This window comes from Enterococcus sp. AZ167 (assembly GCF_051714025.1).
In the GTDB taxonomy this organism is placed as follows: Bacteria; Bacillota; Bacilli; order Lactobacillales; family Enterococcaceae; genus Enterococcus_D; species Enterococcus_D casseliflavus.
Genome location: NZ_JBIORB010000001.1, coordinates 660,237 through 677,894, shown reverse-complemented (window position 1 = coordinate 677,894; position 17,658 = coordinate 660,237). Strand labels below are relative to the sequence as shown.

16 protein-coding genes are annotated in these 17,658 nt (G+C 43.3%); 2 read left to right on the top strand and 14 right to left on the bottom strand.

The genetic code is table 11. The features are described 5' to 3' along the window. Nucleotides 1–16: 16 nt before the first annotated feature. The 6 genes from aroF to IGJ05_RS03145 form a co-directional block, all read right to left on the bottom strand. A complete protein-coding gene (aroF, locus tag IGJ05_RS03170; RefSeq protein WP_010748360.1) occupies nt 17–1,042 on the bottom strand; it encodes a 3-deoxy-7-phosphoheptulonate synthase in 1,026 nt (341 codons plus the stop codon). Nucleotides 1,043–1,081: 39 nt separating this feature from the next. Continuing rightward, a complete protein-coding gene (locus IGJ05_RS03165; RefSeq protein ID WP_010748361.1) occupies nt 1,082–1,951 on the bottom strand; it encodes a shikimate dehydrogenase in 870 nt (289 codons plus the stop codon). Nucleotides 1,952–2,363: 412 nt separating this feature from the next. Then, nucleotides 2,364–3,122, bottom strand: a complete 759-nt coding sequence (locus IGJ05_RS03160; protein ID WP_005226102.1) for an ABC transporter ATP-binding protein — start codon at nt 3,120–3,122, stop codon at nt 2,364–2,366. Then, complete coding sequence (locus IGJ05_RS03155) at nt 3,122–4,006, bottom strand: ABC transporter permease (protein WP_010748362.1); 885 nt, start codon at nt 4,004–4,006, stop codon at nt 3,122–3,124. The genes IGJ05_RS03160 and IGJ05_RS03155 overlap by 1 nt, the downstream gene beginning before the upstream one ends. 78 nt (nt 4,007–4,084) lie before the next feature. Beyond that, a complete protein-coding gene (gene trpX / locus IGJ05_RS03150; protein WP_010748363.1) occupies nt 4,085–5,137 on the bottom strand; it encodes a tryptophan ABC transporter substrate-binding protein in 1,053 nt (350 codons plus the stop codon). A 374-nt stretch (nt 5,138–5,511) separates the two neighbouring features. Further along, complete coding sequence (locus IGJ05_RS03145; RefSeq protein WP_010748364.1) at nt 5,512–6,090, bottom strand: hypothetical protein; 579 nt, start codon at nt 6,088–6,090, stop codon at nt 5,512–5,514. Nucleotides 6,091–6,216: 126 nt separating this feature from the next. Between IGJ05_RS03145 and IGJ05_RS03140 the strand changes: the two genes are divergently transcribed. Continuing rightward, the gene (locus IGJ05_RS03140) at nt 6,217–6,615 is read left to right on the top strand and encodes a DUF1622 domain-containing protein (protein ID WP_010748365.1); all 399 of its coding nucleotides are present in this window, start codon (nt 6,217–6,219) and stop codon (nt 6,613–6,615) included. 108 nt (nt 6,616–6,723) lie between these two features. Beyond that, the gene (efbA, locus tag IGJ05_RS03135; RefSeq protein WP_010748366.1) at nt 6,724–8,424 is read left to right on the top strand and encodes a fibronectin-binding protein EfbA; all 1,701 of its coding nucleotides are present in this window, start codon (nt 6,724–6,726) and stop codon (nt 8,422–8,424) included. A gap of 12 nt (nt 8,425–8,436) precedes the next feature. On the opposite strand, the gene IGJ05_RS03130 is transcribed toward efbA, so the two are convergent. The 8 genes from IGJ05_RS03130 to IGJ05_RS03095 form a co-directional block, all read right to left on the bottom strand. Then, nucleotides 8,437–9,177, bottom strand: coding sequence for a helix-turn-helix domain-containing protein (locus IGJ05_RS03130; RefSeq protein WP_010748367.1), 741 nt, complete (start codon nt 9,175–9,177; stop codon nt 8,437–8,439). Nucleotides 9,178–9,484: 307 nt separating this feature from the next. Further along, entirely contained in the window at nt 9,485–10,162 is a 678-nt protein-coding gene (locus IGJ05_RS03125) for a carbonic anhydrase family protein (protein WP_034695625.1), read from the bottom strand. Between the two features lie 157 nt (nt 10,163–10,319). After that, complete coding sequence (pyrE, locus tag IGJ05_RS03120) at nt 10,320–10,955, bottom strand: orotate phosphoribosyltransferase (protein WP_005226111.1); 636 nt, start codon at nt 10,953–10,955, stop codon at nt 10,320–10,322. Continuing rightward, a complete protein-coding gene (gene pyrF, locus IGJ05_RS03115; RefSeq protein WP_010748369.1) occupies nt 10,952–11,671 on the bottom strand; it encodes an orotidine-5'-phosphate decarboxylase in 720 nt (239 codons plus the stop codon). The genes pyrE and pyrF overlap by 4 nt, the downstream gene beginning before the upstream one ends. Continuing rightward, nucleotides 11,671–12,594 carry a dihydroorotate dehydrogenase gene (locus IGJ05_RS03110; RefSeq protein WP_010748370.1) on the bottom strand — a complete coding sequence of 308 codons (924 nt, stop codon included), beginning with the start codon at nt 12,592–12,594 and terminating at the stop codon, nt 11,671–11,673. The genes pyrF and IGJ05_RS03110 overlap by 1 nt, the downstream gene beginning before the upstream one ends. Next, entirely contained in the window at nt 12,594–13,370 is a 777-nt protein-coding gene (locus IGJ05_RS03105) for a dihydroorotate dehydrogenase electron transfer subunit (RefSeq protein WP_005226114.1), read from the bottom strand. The genes IGJ05_RS03110 and IGJ05_RS03105 overlap by 1 nt, the downstream gene beginning before the upstream one ends. 21 nt (nt 13,371–13,391) lie before the next feature. Further along, entirely contained in the window at nt 13,392–16,577 is a 3,186-nt protein-coding gene (carB, locus tag IGJ05_RS03100; protein ID WP_010748371.1) for a carbamoyl-phosphate synthase large subunit, read from the bottom strand. Between the two features lies 1 nt (nt 16,578). After that, a complete protein-coding gene (locus tag IGJ05_RS03095; RefSeq protein ID WP_010748372.1) occupies nt 16,579–17,658 on the bottom strand; it encodes a carbamoyl phosphate synthase small subunit in 1,080 nt (359 codons plus the stop codon).

Below are 17,658 nucleotides of genomic sequence, written 5' to 3'. Positions count from 1 at the left end.
TTGGTTGTCTTCACGCTTAATCTTGCAACGCTTTGATTTCTTTCATCGCTTTTTCCATGATATGGACTTCTTTCATCATGTTCATGTACGTTTTTTCGTTAAGTGATTGAGGACCATCAGACCAAGCATTGGCTGGATCTGGATGGATCTCAACGATCATCCCATCGGCGCCAGCAGCAACACCTGCTCTAGCCATAGGCGGTACGAGATCCCAGATACCTGTTCCATGACTAGGATCAACGATGATTGGGAAGTGGCTCAGTTTTTTGATGATTGGTACCGCGCTTAAATCAAAGGTATTACGGGTTGCTGTTTCGTAAGTTCGGATCCCACGTTCAATGAAAATCACTTTACTTTTATCTTGAACAGCGATGTATTCCGCTGCATTCAACCATTCGTCGATTGTGCCAGAGATGCCTCGTTTAAGGCCAATTGGTTTCCCAGTTTTCCCAACGGCAGCTAGCAATTTGAAGTTTTGCATGTTCCGAGCACCAATCTGCAAAATGTCACTGTATTCCGCAACCATATCGATATGTCCTTCGTCCATGACTTCTGTGATGACTTTCATGCCCGTTTCATCCGCTGCTTGACGAATGTATTTTAGCCCTTCTTCTTCCAGCCCTTGGAATGCGTATGGCGACGTGCGGGGTTTGAAGGCACCACCACGTAAGATTTGGGCACCACCAGCTTTAGCGATTCGGGCACATTCACGAATTTGGTCTAAGCCTTCAATCGAACATGGACCAGCCATCGTAACAAAGTTACCGTCACCGATTTTCACGCCATCTACATCCACAACCGTATCTTGCGGATGGAACTCACGAGAGGTCAATTTGTAGGTGTTTGAGATCCGAATGGCATCTTCGACACCCTCGTAGCTGCGAAAAGCAACATCTTGGATGCGGCGGGTATCCCCTTTTAAGCCGATAACGACCTGTTCTTTTCCTTGGTTGACTTGAACATCTAAGCCTTCTTTTTTGATTCTTGTTACAACAACTTCAACTTGTTCTGGCGTAGCGCCTGGTTTCATAATTACGATCATTTTTTCTTCCTACTTTCGTTTTTTTCTGTTTTTTATTTTTCACATGGATTCGATGAGTGCTTTGACTTTTTCAACAGGCATCGCTTTGCCAGTCCAAAGTTCAAATGCGGCTGCACCTTGATAGAGTAGCATGCTTAAGCCGTTTGCAGTTTTGGCGCCGACTGCTTTCGCATCTTTCAAAAGCTGCGTTTCTCTTGGATTATAGATGACTTCATAGACAGCTAATGATTCCCGCAGGAGTGTTTTATCTTTCAGAGGACTTACGGTATCATTTGGTTTCATTCCCACGCCCGTGGCATTTACCAATAAGCTGCTTTGATCGATGGCTGTTTTTAAAGCCATCTGATCTTCTAAGTCGGTTAAGGTAATTTCACAAGCTGTTTTTTGTGCAATCTGTGTTAATTTTTCTTGGATGATTGGATAAAACTCATCCTTGCGGTTAAAGACATGGATCGTTTTGACGCCGTCTAGTGCGGCTTGGCTAATGATCGCTGTCGCCGCTCCGCCAGCTCCAATCACCGTCATGGTGTCGCCAATGATGGATACTTGAATGTCCTCAAGAGCTCGCATAAAGCCGATGCCGTCTGTATTGTGCCCAATCAAGCGACCTTCTTGATTGACGATCGTATTGATTGCGCCGATCAACTCGGCTGCTGGTGAACATTCATCCATCAGCGCTACTGCCGCCATTTTATGAGGCATCGATAAATTGACACCTAAGAGGTCCAACTGACGGATGCTTTGGATACTAGCGGCTAAATCGTCCGGCTCAACATCAAAGGCCAGATACACGGCGTCGATCCCTTGTTCTTCAAAAGAAAGATTGTGCATCGCTGGAGAGATGCTGTGTTTGGCTGGTTTGGCAAATAGTGCCGCCAACCGTGTGTGTCCGGTTATCATTTGTTTCATCTGGTTCATTCCTTTCAACAAAAAAAGATGTCCACCGTAAATTTAAGAATCTACAGTGAACACCTTCAAACATTACATAACGACAGAGCCGATATGTGAATATAAAAAATAGCCACTATAGATTTTACGATCTACGTGGCTGCGAATTCATTACGAAATGCTCTAGCCATCATAGATACAAACTTAGCGTTTGTACCCATGCCTTCATGAATACAAACCTATCTAAAATAGCTAAAGTAATATTTATTCAGTTGTGTGGGGTTCGTTAGCAATAATTTTTGCATAGTCGTTCGCTCCAAACTGATGTAAGATTGTCCTAAGTATAGGTTTAACTTTGAAAGATGTCAATGATTTTTTCTTATTTTTTTCATTTATTTGATTGTTTTTTTGAAAACACTGTTCTATCAAGGGTTTATAAGTCATCCTCAAAGAACAATAATAGTTCAGGTAAGCTTAATTGCGCTTTTTCCTCTGCTGAAAGATCTTTGACGATCTCCCCTTTTCTGAGCAGGATCAAGCGGTCTCCGTATTTTAATGCATCTTCCATCCGATGGGTGATCATTAGACAGGTCAGGTTTTGTTCTTCCACGCGTTTTGCAGTGATTTGCATCAGCTGTTTGGAGGTCTTTGGATCTAACGCAGCCGTATGTTCATCTAGCAACAACAGTTTTGGAGTTTGGATCGTTGCCATCAATAAACTTAATGCCTGTCGTTGACCACCAGATAAACTGCCCGTTGGCGTATCCAAATGATTTTCCAACCCGTTGCCGATTTCTTTACAAAGCGCAAAGAACATTTCCCTTTGTCCTTGGAGTTGTCGAAGACCAAGTGACCGTTTTTGCCCTCTTTTTTGGGCTAACAGCAGATTTTCTGCCACTGTCATACGGGGAGCAGTGCCCATTTTCGGATCTTGGAAAACCCGCGCCAAAAAGCGTGCGCGTTTTTCTTCCGAAAGTGTAGTCACATTTTGATCATCGATCATCACTTGCCCACTCGTCAAGGGCATGGTGCCTGAGATGCAGTTGAATAACGTGCTTTTGCCGGCGCCGTTTCCTCCAACGACCGTGACAAATTCTCCTGGCTTTAAAGAAAGATCGATTTTATTCAAGAGTACTTTTTTCTCATTTGGTCCGTTGCCGACAACTTTAAAGGCTTTTTTTAAGGCTAACATTATTCGTCCTCCGTTTCAAAACCAGTGCGTAGATGCAAGGCTTGTTTAAATTGAGGGATCAACAAGCAGATCGTCAAGACGATTGCAGAGAAGATCTTCAAGTAGGTCGTATCAAATCCAGCTTTGATCACAAATAGGATCAATAATTGGTAAATAATGCTGCCGATCACAATAGCGATCAAACGTTCCAGCAAGGTCAGTTCCCCGTATAACACTTCACCAATGATGATTGACGCCAGTCCAATAACGATCACACCGATACCTTTGCTTATGTCGGCATAGCCGTCATTTTGCGCAATCAATGCGCCTGAGAGTGCGATCACGCCATTGGAGACGATCAATCCAATGATTTTCATTCGATCGGTATTGATCCCCATCGATTTTGCCATATGCTCATTATCACCTGTAGCGATGTAAGCTTGACCCAAATTTGTATGGAAAAAGTAAACCAAGACGCCCCCGATCAACAAGACCATGATCAATCCAATGATCACCGTATCATAATAATTCGGTAAATTCATTCTAGTAAAAAAATCTTGAATTTTCGGTTGGTTTAATAAAGAGAGGTTGGGTGAGCGCATCACAAACAGCATGACCGAGTTCAATGAAGACATCACCAAGATTCCAGCTAAAATCACGGGAATTTTGCCTTTTGTATAAAGAAGTCCTGTCACACAGCCCGCACACATCCCAGCCAATACTCCTAAACAAGTCGCTAAGACGGGCGACACCCCATGGGTGATCGCTGTCACACAGACAGCACCGCCTAACGGAAAGGACCCTTCCGTCGTCATATCCGGGAAATTTAAAATTCGATAGGTCATAAAAATCCCTAATCCCAGGATTCCCCAAAGTAGTCCTTGCCCTATTGCTGAAACAATCATCATTCTTCCTCCATATTCTTACAAGTTTTCTCTTTCAAGACCCTCTCGATGATCGCAGGTGGTCGCTGTTCTTGGTTGTTACTCGTCACTTGCTTCGCTTTCTGGCGTGGTTGTAATCAGTTTCGCCTCGTCTTTGAGGTTTTCTGGGATAGTGATGCCCAATAACTGCGCCTGAGTTTCATTGATGATCGTTTCGCCATCGCTGAATGTATAGATCGGTGTTGTCGCAGGTTCTGCTGTCCCATCAAGAATTGCTGCCACCATCTTCCCAGTTTCCACGCCTATCGTAAATTGATCTTGTCCGACCGTTGCCAAACCGCCTTGTTCCACCATCGTGTCTACGGAAGTAATGATTGGTGTTTTTGATTTATTGGCTTCTTGAACTACGGTCTGCATAGCATTTGCGATCGTATTGTCTAACGGAATATAGATAAAATCGACTTCCCGTGCCATCACTTGCACCATTTGCGCAATTTCATTACTTGAAGGAACGGCATACGATTTGCTGGTCAAGCCATTTTCTTCGGCAGCAGCTTCTGCTTCTGCCACTTGGTATTTCGAATTGTCTTCGGTCGAAGAATACAAAATACCGACTGTTTTTGCCTCTGGCAGCAAATCTTTTGCTAGTTTGATTTGTGCAGCAACTGGTGCTTTATCGGAAACACCAGTGATATTGCCGCCGGGTTGATCCATATCTGCCACCAGATTTGCCCCAACTGGATCAGTGACCGCTCCTAAAACGATCGGTACATCCTGAGTGACATTCGCCAACGCTTGTGCTGCGGGTGTTGCTACCCCAACCAAAACGTCGGCATCTTTATTTAGCAGCTGCTGACTCATCGTTGCCAATTTGCTTTGATCCGCTTGACCGTTCTGGAATTCGATCGTCAAGTTGTCCCCTTCGGTATAGCCTGATTCTTTAAGGCCTTCTTTGATCCCCTCGGTGATCGCATCCAGTGCTTCATGACTGACAAATTGTAGGATCCCGACTGTTTTTTCAGCTTTTTCTACTGGTTCCGAAGTCTCACTAGCTTGATTGGTCCCACTTCTCATTCCTAACTGATAGACAAATGTCGCTCCTAAAAATAATAAAATAACGGCAACCGATGCAATTAATCCCTTGTTTTTCATTTTTCATTCTCCTTTTTCTGCTTACGTTTTTCGTGTTTTTCATTTTATGGTTTTTGAGAACAAAAAAAACAACTGCCTATGTGACGGCAATTGCAAGTAAGCAAAAGCCGCATAGAAGCTTGTCCTATGCGGCGATAAATTCAACTACCAGCATAGATACAGCACTTTAGAAGGTTCTCTAAAAAGTTGTATCTATGGAATGAGGTCCCATCAATACAACTATCTACGCCAGTTTTGCCATGATTTCACTTGCAATGGAATAAATAGTTTCATGATTGTTCCTCCTTCTCAACTTGTTTTCTTTCTTGATTGAATTCAGTTTAGCTTATTGATAAAAAAACGTCAACAATTTTCTGTCAAATTGTCAGATTTTTTTATCGATCATTGGCAGAAGAACGAATCGTCCACATCGGTAAACGATTCAATTCTGGGATGAATTCCGTCGTTGGCTGCTCAAATGAATCAAAGGTAAAGCGATTTTTCTCAACCCCTTCTTCATAAAAAACAAACGTCACTTTATCAGGATCAACGCTGTATTCATTGGAGAAAAAAGCCGCATCATAGACGATTGGATAATAAAAAAATGTCCGATTCAGCTCATCTTCTTGCGCTTGGATCAGATCAAATACTTGATCGAGTTGAGGTCCGTTGGGCTTACTAAACATCACCGAGATCGCTCGTGTTTCACGAATCGTCTTGTCTGCAGTCAGATAAGGCAATGGCTGTACTTTTTCTGACGGCAGCTTGTCAAAAGCGATCCGATCCACTAAAGAAGCATTGATACGATTTTGAGAAAAGACGATCAAACCTGCGAAGACCAGTGCGAAAAGAATTCCCCCGATCAGCGTGAAAATCGTTTTTTTCTGATCTCGATAAAGATCATCTAAAAAAGCTTGCCAGCTTTCAACTATTTTTTCTTTCGTGTAATGAACAAAGTTCCTAACTTGTTCCATAATTTGCCCACCTTTTTTAAAAATCCTACTATTAATTCATACTATCAATTCCCTCCTAGAACGTCAAGAAACTTCACATTTCTTCGATAATTCGGTAAGATAAAAGAAAACGGTAAAGGAGTCATTATGCATAATCTAGCTGATTCATTGATGTCTGGAGCCAATCCAATCTTCGATTTCATCGTTGTCTGTTTGAACTTTCTCTCCATTTTTGTCATCGTTTGGGGTGTATTGATCGCAGGCATTGACTTTGTGCGCTACGAATTAACAGAAAAGGATCGATTGGTGGCAGCCAGAGAGAATAATTTTATCCGCAATTATTTAGGGAGTTATGTTTTATTAGGTCTGGAGATCTTGATTGCAGCAGATATTATTGAGACGATCATCCACCCTACTTTCGAAGACATCGTACGTCTAGCTGCCGTCGTTATTATTCGGACAGTCATCTCTTATTTCTTGAATAAGGAAATCGAGCGTGCACTGCAAACCACCGATCACCAACCTACCAAGAAAAAGGAAAGCTAGCTGCCATGGCTTTTCTTTGGATTCTTCGGTATAATAGATAGGAATATTTGACATTGGAAGGATCAATCCCTCAGTCAAACTATCCTTAAAAGAAAAGAGGGAAACAATATGTCTTTTGATGGTGTCTTTACCCATTTAATGGTCCAAGAATTACAAAATCAATTAACCAGTGGACGTGTAAACAAAATTCATCAACCTTATGAAAATGAGGTCGTATTTGTGATTCGTTCCCAAGGGAAAAATCACAAACTTTTGCTATCGGCACACCCCACCTATGCTCGTGTACAATGCACAACGATCGCCTATAGCAATCCAGAAACCCCACCGAATTTCTTGATGATGCTACGGAAATATTTAGAAGGGGCGATCTTAGAATCAATCGAACAAATCGACAATGACCGTGTGATCCATTTTCATTTCACGCGACGAGATGAATTAGGTGATTTGCAAGCCCTCGTCTTGATCGTCGAACTAATGGGCCGTCACAGTACGATTTTATTAATGAATAAGACGAGCGGAAGAATCGTCGATACGATCAAACACATTGGTCATTCACAAAATACGTATCGTACCTTATTGCCAGGTGCTGTCTATGTTGCACCACCAAAGCAATCGACGCTTAATCCTTTCACAGCCTCTCGCACCAAAATTTTTGAAGAATTATCTACTCTTGATCCATTGACGGCAAAAGAACTTCAACAACGATTCCAAGGCTTAGGCCGCGATACAGCAGAAGAATTGATCGCTCGAATCAATGCCAATCCCAATGAAAAACTGCGTCAGTGGGAAGCTTTCTTTACAGAGCTTACCCAGGAGCTAGTACCAAGTTATCTCCAGTCAGAGAAAAAGGAATATTTTACACCAATTCCCTATCCATCATTGATCGATGCGACCACCACTGTCACCCATTATCAGAGTCTGAGCGAGCTTTTAGATGCTTTTTATCACGACAAGGCGGAAAGAGATCGGGTCAAACAACAAGGTGGCGAATTACTAAAGAAGATTGAGAATGAACTGAAACGGAACCAATTGAAGTTAAAGAAACGCCAACAAACGTTGATCGATTCAGAAAACGCCGAAGAATTCCGTCAAAAAGGTGAGCTTTTGACGACCTTTATGAATCAAGTCCCTCGTGGTGCTGCTTCAGTTGATTTGGAAAATTATTATGATGAGAATCGGCTTTTGACGATCAAACTCGATCCTGCTCTTTCTCCCAATCAAAATGCTCAGAAATATTTTCAACGTTACCAGAAATTAAAAAATGCAGTCAAACTGATCCATCAGCAGATTGCCGAAACGAAAGAAGAAATCGCGTATCTCGAATCCGTGTTAGCCCAATTAGAAATCGCCTCTCCCATGGATCTGGCGGTTATTCGGGAAGAACTGATCGCACAAGGCTATGTCAAAAATCGGGCGAAACAGCGTAAAAAAGCTGCTCCTTCGCAACCAGAACGATTTCTTTCTTCAGACGGAACTGAAATTTTCGTCGGAAAAAACAATTTACAAAATGACCAATTGACCTTAAAAACAGCTCGTAAGAGTGATATCTGGCTGCATACTAAAAATATTCCTGGCTCTCATGTCATCATTCGTTCGGATGATCCTAGTGAGACAACCTTAATGGAAGCTGCAGAGCTTGCCGCATATTTCTCAAAATATCGTCAATCTGCCCAAGTACCGGTGGACTACGTGCAAGTCAAACATATTCGGAAACCGAATGGTGCCAAGCCTGGATTCGTCATTTATGAGAATCAAAAAACACTTTTTGTGACACCTGATGAGGGAATTTTGAGATTAAAACAGTCCTAGCTGTTTCTAAGTTTATTCTGAAATCGTATCAAAACTGCAAACAACGTAATCCCGAGCTGGTAGCGTCCATTCACTGAAGGTCGATCCCTGTGAGTCATCACCTACTTGGCCAACAAAGTAACTCGAATAGCCTTCTGGCGCATCTCCTGGAAACGAAACACCGATCTGGTAGTTGGCATTTCCCGGTTGATTGGCAATCTTTTGAAGAAATTCATGCCAAATTTCTTCAATCGGGTCGATCCCTGTCCGTTGCCCTAGCATTTTCCCATAGTTGAATGGGTAGTAACCGACGATCCCATAGAAGACCAGCGGATGCGGATTGCTTTTTTTCTGGATTTCTAAAACAACCCCTTCACTGATCAATGGGATACCCTCTTCCGTCACAATATAGCCTAATGAAAGATCTGGCTTATCAAAGTTTTGTAAGCCAATGGGCTTTTTCTGATAAAGCGAGGGTGAAATTCTATAGACCGTTTTAAACGTTCTTGAAAAAACGGCATGACTGCTAAAGCCGACTTCAAAAGCGACATCAATGACTCGCTTCTTTTGGTTTTTCAATAAAAGCGCACCTCTTGCCAAACGACGCAGTTTTATATATTCCCTAACAGAAATTTTAACCAAACGAGTGAATAAGCGCTGATAATAAAAAACGGACAATGATGCAACTTGCGCCAACGTTTCGATCTCTAACGGCTCGGTAAGATTGTCTTCAATATAATCGATTGATTTTTGGATTGCCTCCCATGCATGCATATGAATTTCCTTTCTTTTACTATAAAATAATTCGCTAAAAAAGCTTTACCGTGTCTGCTCTTTTTCAATTGAATTAATTGTGTTTTATTTCACAATAAAACGAATGCTTAGAACTTGCTTATTAATTAGTTTAGCATAGCCTTTGTGCTCGATGGCCATGAAAATAAAAAAAGACGAGAATTTTCGTCTTTTTTTCCGTTCGTTTTAAACTATTGTATTGCTTGAAGGTTCCCACTACGTCGGGTTTTATAGGATAATCAGAAGAGAAGTCCGAAAAAAAATACGTAAAAGGAACCATTTTTATAAATCAATAGAAATAAATAGGCCGATCTTTGCGGTCTTGTAATGGGCGATTATTATTTTCTAATACTTCTTCGCGGAATTCTAAAATGAAGCGACGGCTCATCTCCCCAATCCAGTCAAAGACAAACCAGTTGATTGGCCCTTTCGTTGGTGGGGTCGTCAAGGAACCAACATAATGAAAATGGTGGGTGCGCTCTGGCAAGAACATGCTCGGATCAAACCATTGGGTGTGGTTCTCAAAGTCCCAGATGCTGTCGTCTTGCTGATTGCAGATCCAGTTGAGTTTATCCGTCAGTTTGAATAAGATACCCACCACCAAGTTTTCACCGTCATCATTCATATGAACGAGGTGAAACTCTAACTCTTGCTGCTCGTCATCGATAATGTGTTCAGACGGCATGTGAAAATGAATATCCGTCAAATAGTAGTTGATCCCTTTAAATGTGACATAGCTTTCTTTGTTATAAGGAACGAAGTGAATCGTATTTTTGAATTCTTTTTCCGTGAACCGCTCTCGTTTATAGTGAAAAGCCAAGTCCTGATCGATGGGTTCTTCGGTCTCATCGTGGATTAAAGCGATTGGGGATTGGTAAGGAAATTCGGCGCCTTGTGCATACCAGTCGCATAAAGTGTGCCAATGTTCAGGTCCATTGTCTCCGGAATAACTCCAGGGAACGTCCATATTTCTTTTCAAAAAAAACAGCCTCCTAATTCAAGTTGACAGCAAGGTATAGCCCTTCCTATCAAAAAACTTTCTCCCAATGCTATCAGAAAATAGGTAAAAATAAAACGAATATGCTTGGTCATTTCCTCACATATCCGTTTCTTATTTCAATTCCTTATTCACTCAACCAAGCAGCAGGATCTTTACGCCACTCTTGTAACAGGGCAACATCAGATTCTTGAATAGCACCCGTTTCTAAAGCCGACTCGATCAACGCTGTATAGTTTGTCAAAGTCACATAGGATAAACCTGCTTGATCAAAATTTTCTTGGACTTGAGGCAGCTCGTAAGTAAAGATCGCAGCGACGCCTAATACATCGGCTCCTTCTCTTTTGGCTGCTTCACAAGCTTCTAAGACACTGCCACCTGTTGACAATAAATCTTCAATGACGACCATTTTTTGATTTGGTTGAATACGCCCTTCAATTTGATTGCCTTTACCGTGTTCTTTTGCTTTGCTGCGAATATAAACCATTGGCAAATCTAACAATTCAGCGACCCATGCAGCATGGGGAATCCCAGCTGTTGCGGTCCCTGCAATCACTTCTGCTTCTGGGTAAGTCGTTTTGATGACTGCAGCTAAGCCTTTCGCAATGGCGCGACGTACATGTGGATAACTCATAGTAATTCGATTGTCGCAGTAAATAGGGCTTTTGATGCCGCTTGCCCAAGTAAATGGTTCATTCGGTCGTAAGAAAATCGCCTCGATGTCTAAAAGATCTTTGGCGATTTGATTGGATTGTTCTTTCATTGGCTAGCTTCCTTCCATTCTTGTTTTATTTGCAGATAACTTTCATACGGTGCCTTAGATTGGGTGATTGGACGTCCCACAACGATCATGGTAGCCCCTGCTTTACGAGCTTGTGCAGGTGTCATGATCCGTTTTTGATCACCAACTTCACTGCCGGCTGGTCGGATACCAGGGGTCAAGCGTATGAAGGCATCCGTTGTCTTTTGTTTGATCTGCTTTGCTTCGTGAGCGGAGCAAACAACACCGTCTAACCCAGCTTTTTGGGCACAAGTGGCGTAATGCATGACACTTTCTTGCAGTGACGTCATGATCTGCTGATCATGATGCATTTGTGCCTCACTAGTGGAGGTCAATTGGGTAACTGCAATCAAATCAGGAACTTTGTGCCCTGCGGGGGTTCCTTGCTGCAGGCCTTTTTTAGCAGCAGTCATCATTTCGATCCCACCGGCTGCATGAACATTCGTCAAAGCCACACCTAAAGAAGCTAAGCGTTCCATTGCTCGTCCTACTGTATTGGGAATATCATGTAGTTTTAAATCTAAAAAAATATCATGACCACAGTCTTTTAACCAAGTAACGATCGCTGGTCCTTCTTGGTAGAAAATCTCCATTCCCACTTTCACAAACAACTTTTCCTCTTTAGGAAAATGCGCTAAAAAAGTTTCAATAGCCTGTATGTTAGGAAAATCTAAGGCAATAATTGGCCGTTCACTCATCACATGTGCTCCTCTCTCACTTCTTTTATCAGCTGTTCCAAAGAAGGGATTCCTAATTCTGCCATTCGTATAGGCAATTCTTCAATCAACTTTGGGCAAATGTAAGGATCGGTAAAGTTTGCGGTTCCGACTGCAACAGCACTAGCACCTGCCAGATACATTTCAAGGACATCATCCACTGACATCACGCCCCCCATGCCAATAATTGGTAATTGAGAAACTTGCGCCACTTGTTTGATCAGGCGAATCGCCACTGGTTTGATTGACGGACCAGACAAGCCCCCCGTTTGGTTAGCTAAAATTGGTTTCCGTGTTTTTAGATCGATCCGCATGCCTAAAAGTGTATTGATCATCGTAAACCCGTCGGCGCCGCCTGCTTCGATCGCTTGCGCAATTGGGACGATATCCGTCACATTCGGCGAAAGTTTGACATAGATCGGCACTTGCGAGACTTTTTTGACCGCTTCAGTCAATGCACCAGCAACCGTAGGATCGGTTCCGAACGTGATACCGCCATGCTTGACGTTCGGGCAAGAGATATTCAATTCGATCGCTTTGACATTTTCTGCCTGACTGATTTCCTGACACACAAGAACATAATCTTCGACGGTCGAACCGGCAACATTCGCGATGATTGGCAAATCGGGGTGTTTTTGAGCCAAGTCGGGCAAAATTTGATTCATGACCGCTTCTAACCCAGGATTTTGCAACCCGATGGCATTTAACATACCGCTAGGCGTTTCTGCTACCCTTGGGGTCGGATTGCCGAAACGTGGTTCAGGTGTGGTCGCTTTGATCATCACCGCACCTAATTGACTGATGTCATAATATTTATCATATTCTGCACCAAACCCAAAACAGCCGCTGGCAGGCATGATCGGATTTTTTAGACTCAATCCGGGTAGCTCGACATTGATCGACATTAAATGACCACCTTTCTCGCCTGAAATACAGGCCCTTCGTCACAAACTTTGACACTTTTTGTGCCTTGTTCATCATCTTTCGTATGGCAAACACAGGCATAACAGGCACCCATCCCACAAGCCATTCGCGCCTCCATTGATAATTGAACATCTGGAAGGTCTTCGAAAAGCTGGGCGGTGGTTTTTAAAAGACCGTTATTTCCGCAAGCAAAGACCGCCGCAGGTGTTTGCTCTGCAGCTAATAACAGGTTGCCAACATTTCCTTGTAAACCCGCGCTGCCATCATCGGTAGCGATCCTCGTATCTCCCAGTGCGCGAAATTCCTCTTCATAATACATGACGTCTTTGCTGGCAAAGCCCAAAAAGTGAATGACGTGGACGCCTTGTTGTGTCAGGCGTTTCGATAATTCATAGAGCGGCGGTACACCGATACCGCCACCTACGATAAATGCAGTGTCCCCCTGGTTTAAATGATGATAGCGAAACCCATTTCCTAACGGCCCCATCACATCGATTGGATCACCAACAGTCATTTCTGAAAAAATTCTTGTGCCATCTCCTTCGACCCGATAAATGATTCGGCATTCTTTTTTCTCAGCATCAATATGATTGATACTGATCGGTCGGCGAAGAAGAAAGGCATTTTGAGGAACCCGCAGGTGTAGAAATTGCCCTGGGGTCCTCATCTCATTGACTAATTCACCCGTCAATGTCATTTCAAAAATCCGCGGTGCCAGTTGACGCTGTTTGCTGATGGTCATGATTTCTTGCTTCATCAAAAAACTCCTTTATCTGCGTTAAATTGCTTTTGTTGAAAAACTGCGGGATTCCATCACTTTTAGAATCGCATCCGCTGTATCAAGAGAAGTAAAGGTCGGTACACCATGTTCCACCGCTTCTCGGCGGATGATAAATCCGTCTTCCGTTGCATTTTGGCGATCTTTGTCCATGGTATTGACTACAACTTGGGTCGTTCCTTTACGGATCAAATCAACAACCGTTTCTTCTGCTTGCTGTTCGGAAATCTTGGCAACCCGAGTCACTTGTAGTCCTTTTTCTTCAAAGTAATCGGCGGTTCCATTGGTAGCCAATAAGGTGAAGCCGACCTCTACGAAACGCGCTGCCAGTGCTGCTGCCTCTTCTTTGCTTTCGTCTGCAACGGTGAAAAGTGCTTTTCCAAATTCAGGAATATGCAGGCCTGATGCCTCAAAAGCTTTATAAAGTGCTTTTGCCAAATCTTTGTCTGATCCCATTACTTCACCCGTTGATTTCATTTCAGGGCCTAAGTAAGTATCGACTTTTAAAAGTTTTGTAAAGGAGAAGACAGGTGCTTTGATGTGTACTTCATTTGGCGTTGGCGCAAGTCCGTCTTGATAACCTAACGCTGTGATCTCTTCCCCGAGAATCGCCTTCGTGGCAATTTGGGCCATTGGGATCTCTGTTACCTTGCTTAAAAATGGTACGGTTCGGCTAGCACGAGGATTTACTTCAATGACATACACTTTGTTCTCATGGATGACAAATTGGATATTCATCATACCGATACAATTTAAACCTAATGCCAAGCGTTTGGTATATTCTTCGATCGTAGCAATTAGTTCATCCGAAAGATTTTGCGGTGGATAGACCGCCATTGAATCTCCTGAATGGACCCCTGCACGCTCGATATGTTCCATGATTCCAGGTATCAAAACAGTTTTGCCGTCACAGATAGCATCGACTTCACATTCTTTACCGACCAAGTAACGATCGACCAAAACAGGATGTTCTGGTGATGCTTTCACTGCATGACGCATATAATCTTCTAAATCGGCTTGGTTTTCCACGATTTCCATCGCACGTCCCCCTAAGACATAACTTGGGCGGACTAAAACAGGATAGCCGATTTCTTGAGCGATGGCGATCGCTTCTTGTTCATTCGTCGCTGTATCCCCTGGTGGTTGCGGAATATCTAGCGCTTGTAATGCTTGCTCAAAGAGATCACGATTTTCGGCACGATCAAGATCTTCAATGCTGGTGCCTAAGATTTTGACCCCAGCTTTTACTAAAGGCTCTGCTAAGTTGATCGCCGTTTGCCCGCCAAATTGGACGATGACCCCAATTGGTTGTTCCAAGTCGATCACGTGTAAGACATCCTCTAAGGTCAATGGTTCAAAGTACAGCTTGTCGGAGATAGAAAAGTCAGTCGAAACCGTTTCAGGATTACTGTTCATGATGATCGCTTCATAGCCAGCAGCTTGGATCGCTTTCACCGAGTGCACTGTTGCATAGTCGAACTCCACCCCTTGTCCGATTCGGATCGGTCCAGAACCTAGGACAAGAACAGATTCTTTTTCACTGCGCTTGCTTTCATTCTCAAACTCATAGGTGCTGTAGAAATAAGGTGTTGCTGATTCAAATTCTGCGGCACATGTATCTACCATTTTGTAGACGGGCAAAATCTTTTGCTCATGACGCAGCGTGCGGATCTCAGCTTCCGTTGTTTCCCACAGCTCAGCAATCTTTTTATCCGTAAAGCCGTTTTGCTTGGCTTTTTTCAACACATCAAGGGATTGTGGTTCGTTTGCTAATGCTTGTTCGATCTCAAAGATGTGAAGCATCTTATCCAAGAAGAACAAGTCGATTTTCGTCATTTCGTTCAAATCTTCGATGGTGTACCCTCTTCGGATGGCTTCCATGACGTAGAATAGGCGATCATCTTGCGCCTTGATGACTTTTTCCATCAGATCATTGTCAGAAAGAGCTTCTAATTCTTTCATTTCGATATGGTGTGTGCCGATCTCCAATGAACGAACGGCTTTTAATAATGACTCTTCAATATTACGACCGATCGCCATCACTTCACCAGTCGCTTTCATTTGTGTTCCTAATCGACGTTCCCCAGTTTCAAACTTGTCAAACGGCCAGCGAGGAATTTTTGCGACGACATAGTCAAGGGCGGGTTCAAATTCTGCATAGGTGGTTTCTGTGACTGGGTTTTTCATTTCGTCCAATGTTAAACCGACGGCAATTTTCGCTGCCAGTTTGGCAATCGGGTACCCTGTAGCTTTACTTGCTAACGCAGAGGAACGTGAGACCCGTGGATTTACTTCAATGACATAGTAGTTGAAGCTATGAGGATCAAGCGCCAATTGAACGTTACAGCCACCTTCGATTTTTAACGCGCGGATGATTTTTAATGAGGCATCCCGTAACATTTGGTATTCATGGTCTGACAAAGTTTGGCTCGGCGCAAAGACGATGGAATCGCCGGTGTGGATACCGACTGGATCGAAGTTTTCCATATTACAAACGACGATCGCGTTGTCAGCAGAATCTCGCATCACTTCATATTCAATCTCTTTATATCCAGCAATACTCCGTTCAATCAAGCATTGGGTCACTGGCGAGAGCTTCAAGCCGTTTTCAGCGATTTGGCGAAGTTCTTCTTCATTGTTACACATGCCGCCGCCCGTTCCCCCTAGCGTAAATGCAGGACGAACAATGATTGGAAAGCCGATTTTTTTCGCAAATTCAACTGCTGCTTCCACCGTTGACACGATTTCTGATTCTGGGATCGGTTGATCCAATTCTTCCATTAATTGTTTGAATAAATCTCTGTCTTCTGCCTGGTCGATTGCTGCTAATTTGGTTCCTAGCAACTCAATTCCTAATTCATCCAAAATACCTGAGTTGGCTAATTCCATCGCCATATTCAAGCCCGTTTGTCCGCCTAATGTCGGTAAAATTGCATCAGGCTGTTCTTTACGTAAAATCCGTGAGACGAACTCAAATGTGATTGGTTCAATGTAGACTTTGTCAGCAATTTCTTTGTCCGTCATGATCGTTGCGGGATTCGAATTGACTAACACCACTTCGTAGCCTTCTTCTCGTAAAGCTAAACAAGCTTGTGTACCGGCATAATCAAACTCTGCCGCTTGTCCTATAATAATCGGTCCAGAACCGATAACCATGATTTTCTTGATATCTGTACGTTTTGGCATATTAGTTCTGCTCCTTCCATGCATCGATCATCTCTAAAAATTCGTCAAATAAGTGGACTGCATCATGCGGGCCCGGTGCCGCATCTGGGTGGTATTGGACACTGAATGCTGGGTAACGGCGATGACGAACTCCTTCGATCGTGCCATCGTTTACTTCGACGTGGGTCACCATTAGTTTTTCTGGATCGATGGATGCTTCATCCACAGCAAAGCCATGGTTTTGTGAGGTAAAATCGATCCGACCAGTGGCGATCTCTCTTACCGGATGATTTAGTCCGCGGTGACCGAACTTCATTTTATAGGTATCTGCTCCATTCGCTAATGAGAAGAGCTGATGACCTAAACAAATCCCGAAGATTGGTACCTTGCCTTGAATCCCTTGTATCATTTTAATTGCTTCTGGCAAGCTTTTGGGATCGCCTGGTCCATTCGTCAGCATTACGCCATCTGGTGCGAGGTCTAAAATTTCTTGCGCTGTCGTATTGTATGGCAAAATCGTTAAATTGCAGTTGCGGCGTGACAACTCCCGTAAAATACTGTGCTTCAAGCCGAAGTCGATGACCACGATATTGCGACCCGTTCCAGGACTTGGATAAGGTTTTGAGGTAGAAACTTGTGCCACTTGATTGGTTGGTAAAACCGCCGCTTTTAATTGATCAAAGGCATGATCAAAGACATCGCCTGCATCAACGATACTCGCTTTCATGGTTCCGTGTTGACGAATCTTTCTCGTCAGCGCTCGTGTATCGATTCCTGCGATCCCTGGAATATTTTTGCGTTTTAAAAATTCGTCTAACGTCAGCTGTTTCCGCCAATTGCTCGCTAGACGCGCGTGTTCTTTCACAACAACCCCTTTACAAGTTGGTGAAATTGATTCGTAATCGTCTCGGTTGACGCCGTAATTGCCAACCATCGGATACGTAAACGTAATGATTTGTCCGTTAAAGCTTTGATCCGTAATGGCTTCTTGATACCCTGTCATGCTTGTGGTAAAAACGATCTCACCAAAAACATTGACACTGGCACCAAACCCTTCGCCTTCAAAGTATGTTCCATCTTCTAAAATAAGCCAACGCTTCAT

Bases quoted from the DNA above. Each gene is read 5' to 3' on its own strand.
- aroF (WP_010748360.1), bottom strand. From the start codon at position 1,042: ATGATCGTAATTATGAAACCAGGCGCTACGCCAGAACAAGTTGAAGTT.
- IGJ05_RS03165 (WP_010748361.1), bottom strand. From the start codon at position 1,951: ATGAAACAAATGATAACCGGACACACACGGTTGGCGGCACTATTTGCC.
- IGJ05_RS03160 (WP_005226102.1), bottom strand. From the start codon at position 3,122: ATGTTAGCCTTAAAAAAAGCCTTTAAAGTTGTCGGCAACGGACCAAAT.
- IGJ05_RS03155 (WP_010748362.1), bottom strand. From the start codon at position 4,006: ATGATTGTTTCAGCAATAGGGCAAGGACTACTTTGGGGAATCCTGGGA.
- trpX (WP_010748363.1), bottom strand. From the start codon at position 5,137: ATGAAAAACAAGGGATTAATTGCATCGGTTGCCGTTATTTTATTATTT.
- IGJ05_RS03145 (WP_010748364.1), bottom strand. From the start codon at position 6,090: ATGGAACAAGTTAGGAACTTTGTTCATTACACGAAAGAAAAAATAGTT.
- IGJ05_RS03140 (WP_010748365.1), top strand. From the start codon at position 6,217: ATGCATAATCTAGCTGATTCATTGATGTCTGGAGCCAATCCAATCTTC.
- efbA (WP_010748366.1), top strand. From the start codon at position 6,724: ATGTCTTTTGATGGTGTCTTTACCCATTTAATGGTCCAAGAATTACAA.
- IGJ05_RS03130 (WP_010748367.1), bottom strand. From the start codon at position 9,177: ATGCATGCATGGGAGGCAATCCAAAAATCAATCGATTATATTGAAGAC.
- IGJ05_RS03125 (WP_034695625.1), bottom strand. From the start codon at position 10,162: ATGGACGTTCCCTGGAGTTATTCCGGAGACAATGGACCTGAACATTGG.
- pyrE (WP_005226111.1), bottom strand. From the start codon at position 10,955: ATGAAAGAACAATCCAATCAAATCGCCAAAGATCTTTTAGACATCGAG.
- pyrF (WP_010748369.1), bottom strand. From the start codon at position 11,671: ATGAGTGAACGGCCAATTATTGCCTTAGATTTTCCTAACATACAGGCT.
- IGJ05_RS03110 (WP_010748370.1), bottom strand. From the start codon at position 12,594: ATGTCGATCAATGTCGAGCTACCCGGATTGAGTCTAAAAAATCCGATC.
- IGJ05_RS03105 (WP_005226114.1), bottom strand. From the start codon at position 13,370: ATGAAGCAAGAAATCATGACCATCAGCAAACAGCGTCAACTGGCACCG.
- carB (WP_010748371.1), bottom strand. From the start codon at position 16,577: ATGCCAAAACGTACAGATATCAAGAAAATCATGGTTATCGGTTCTGGA.
- IGJ05_RS03095 (WP_010748372.1), bottom strand. From the start codon at position 17,658: ATGAAGCGTTGGCTTATTTTAGAAGATGGAACATACTTTGAAGGCGAA.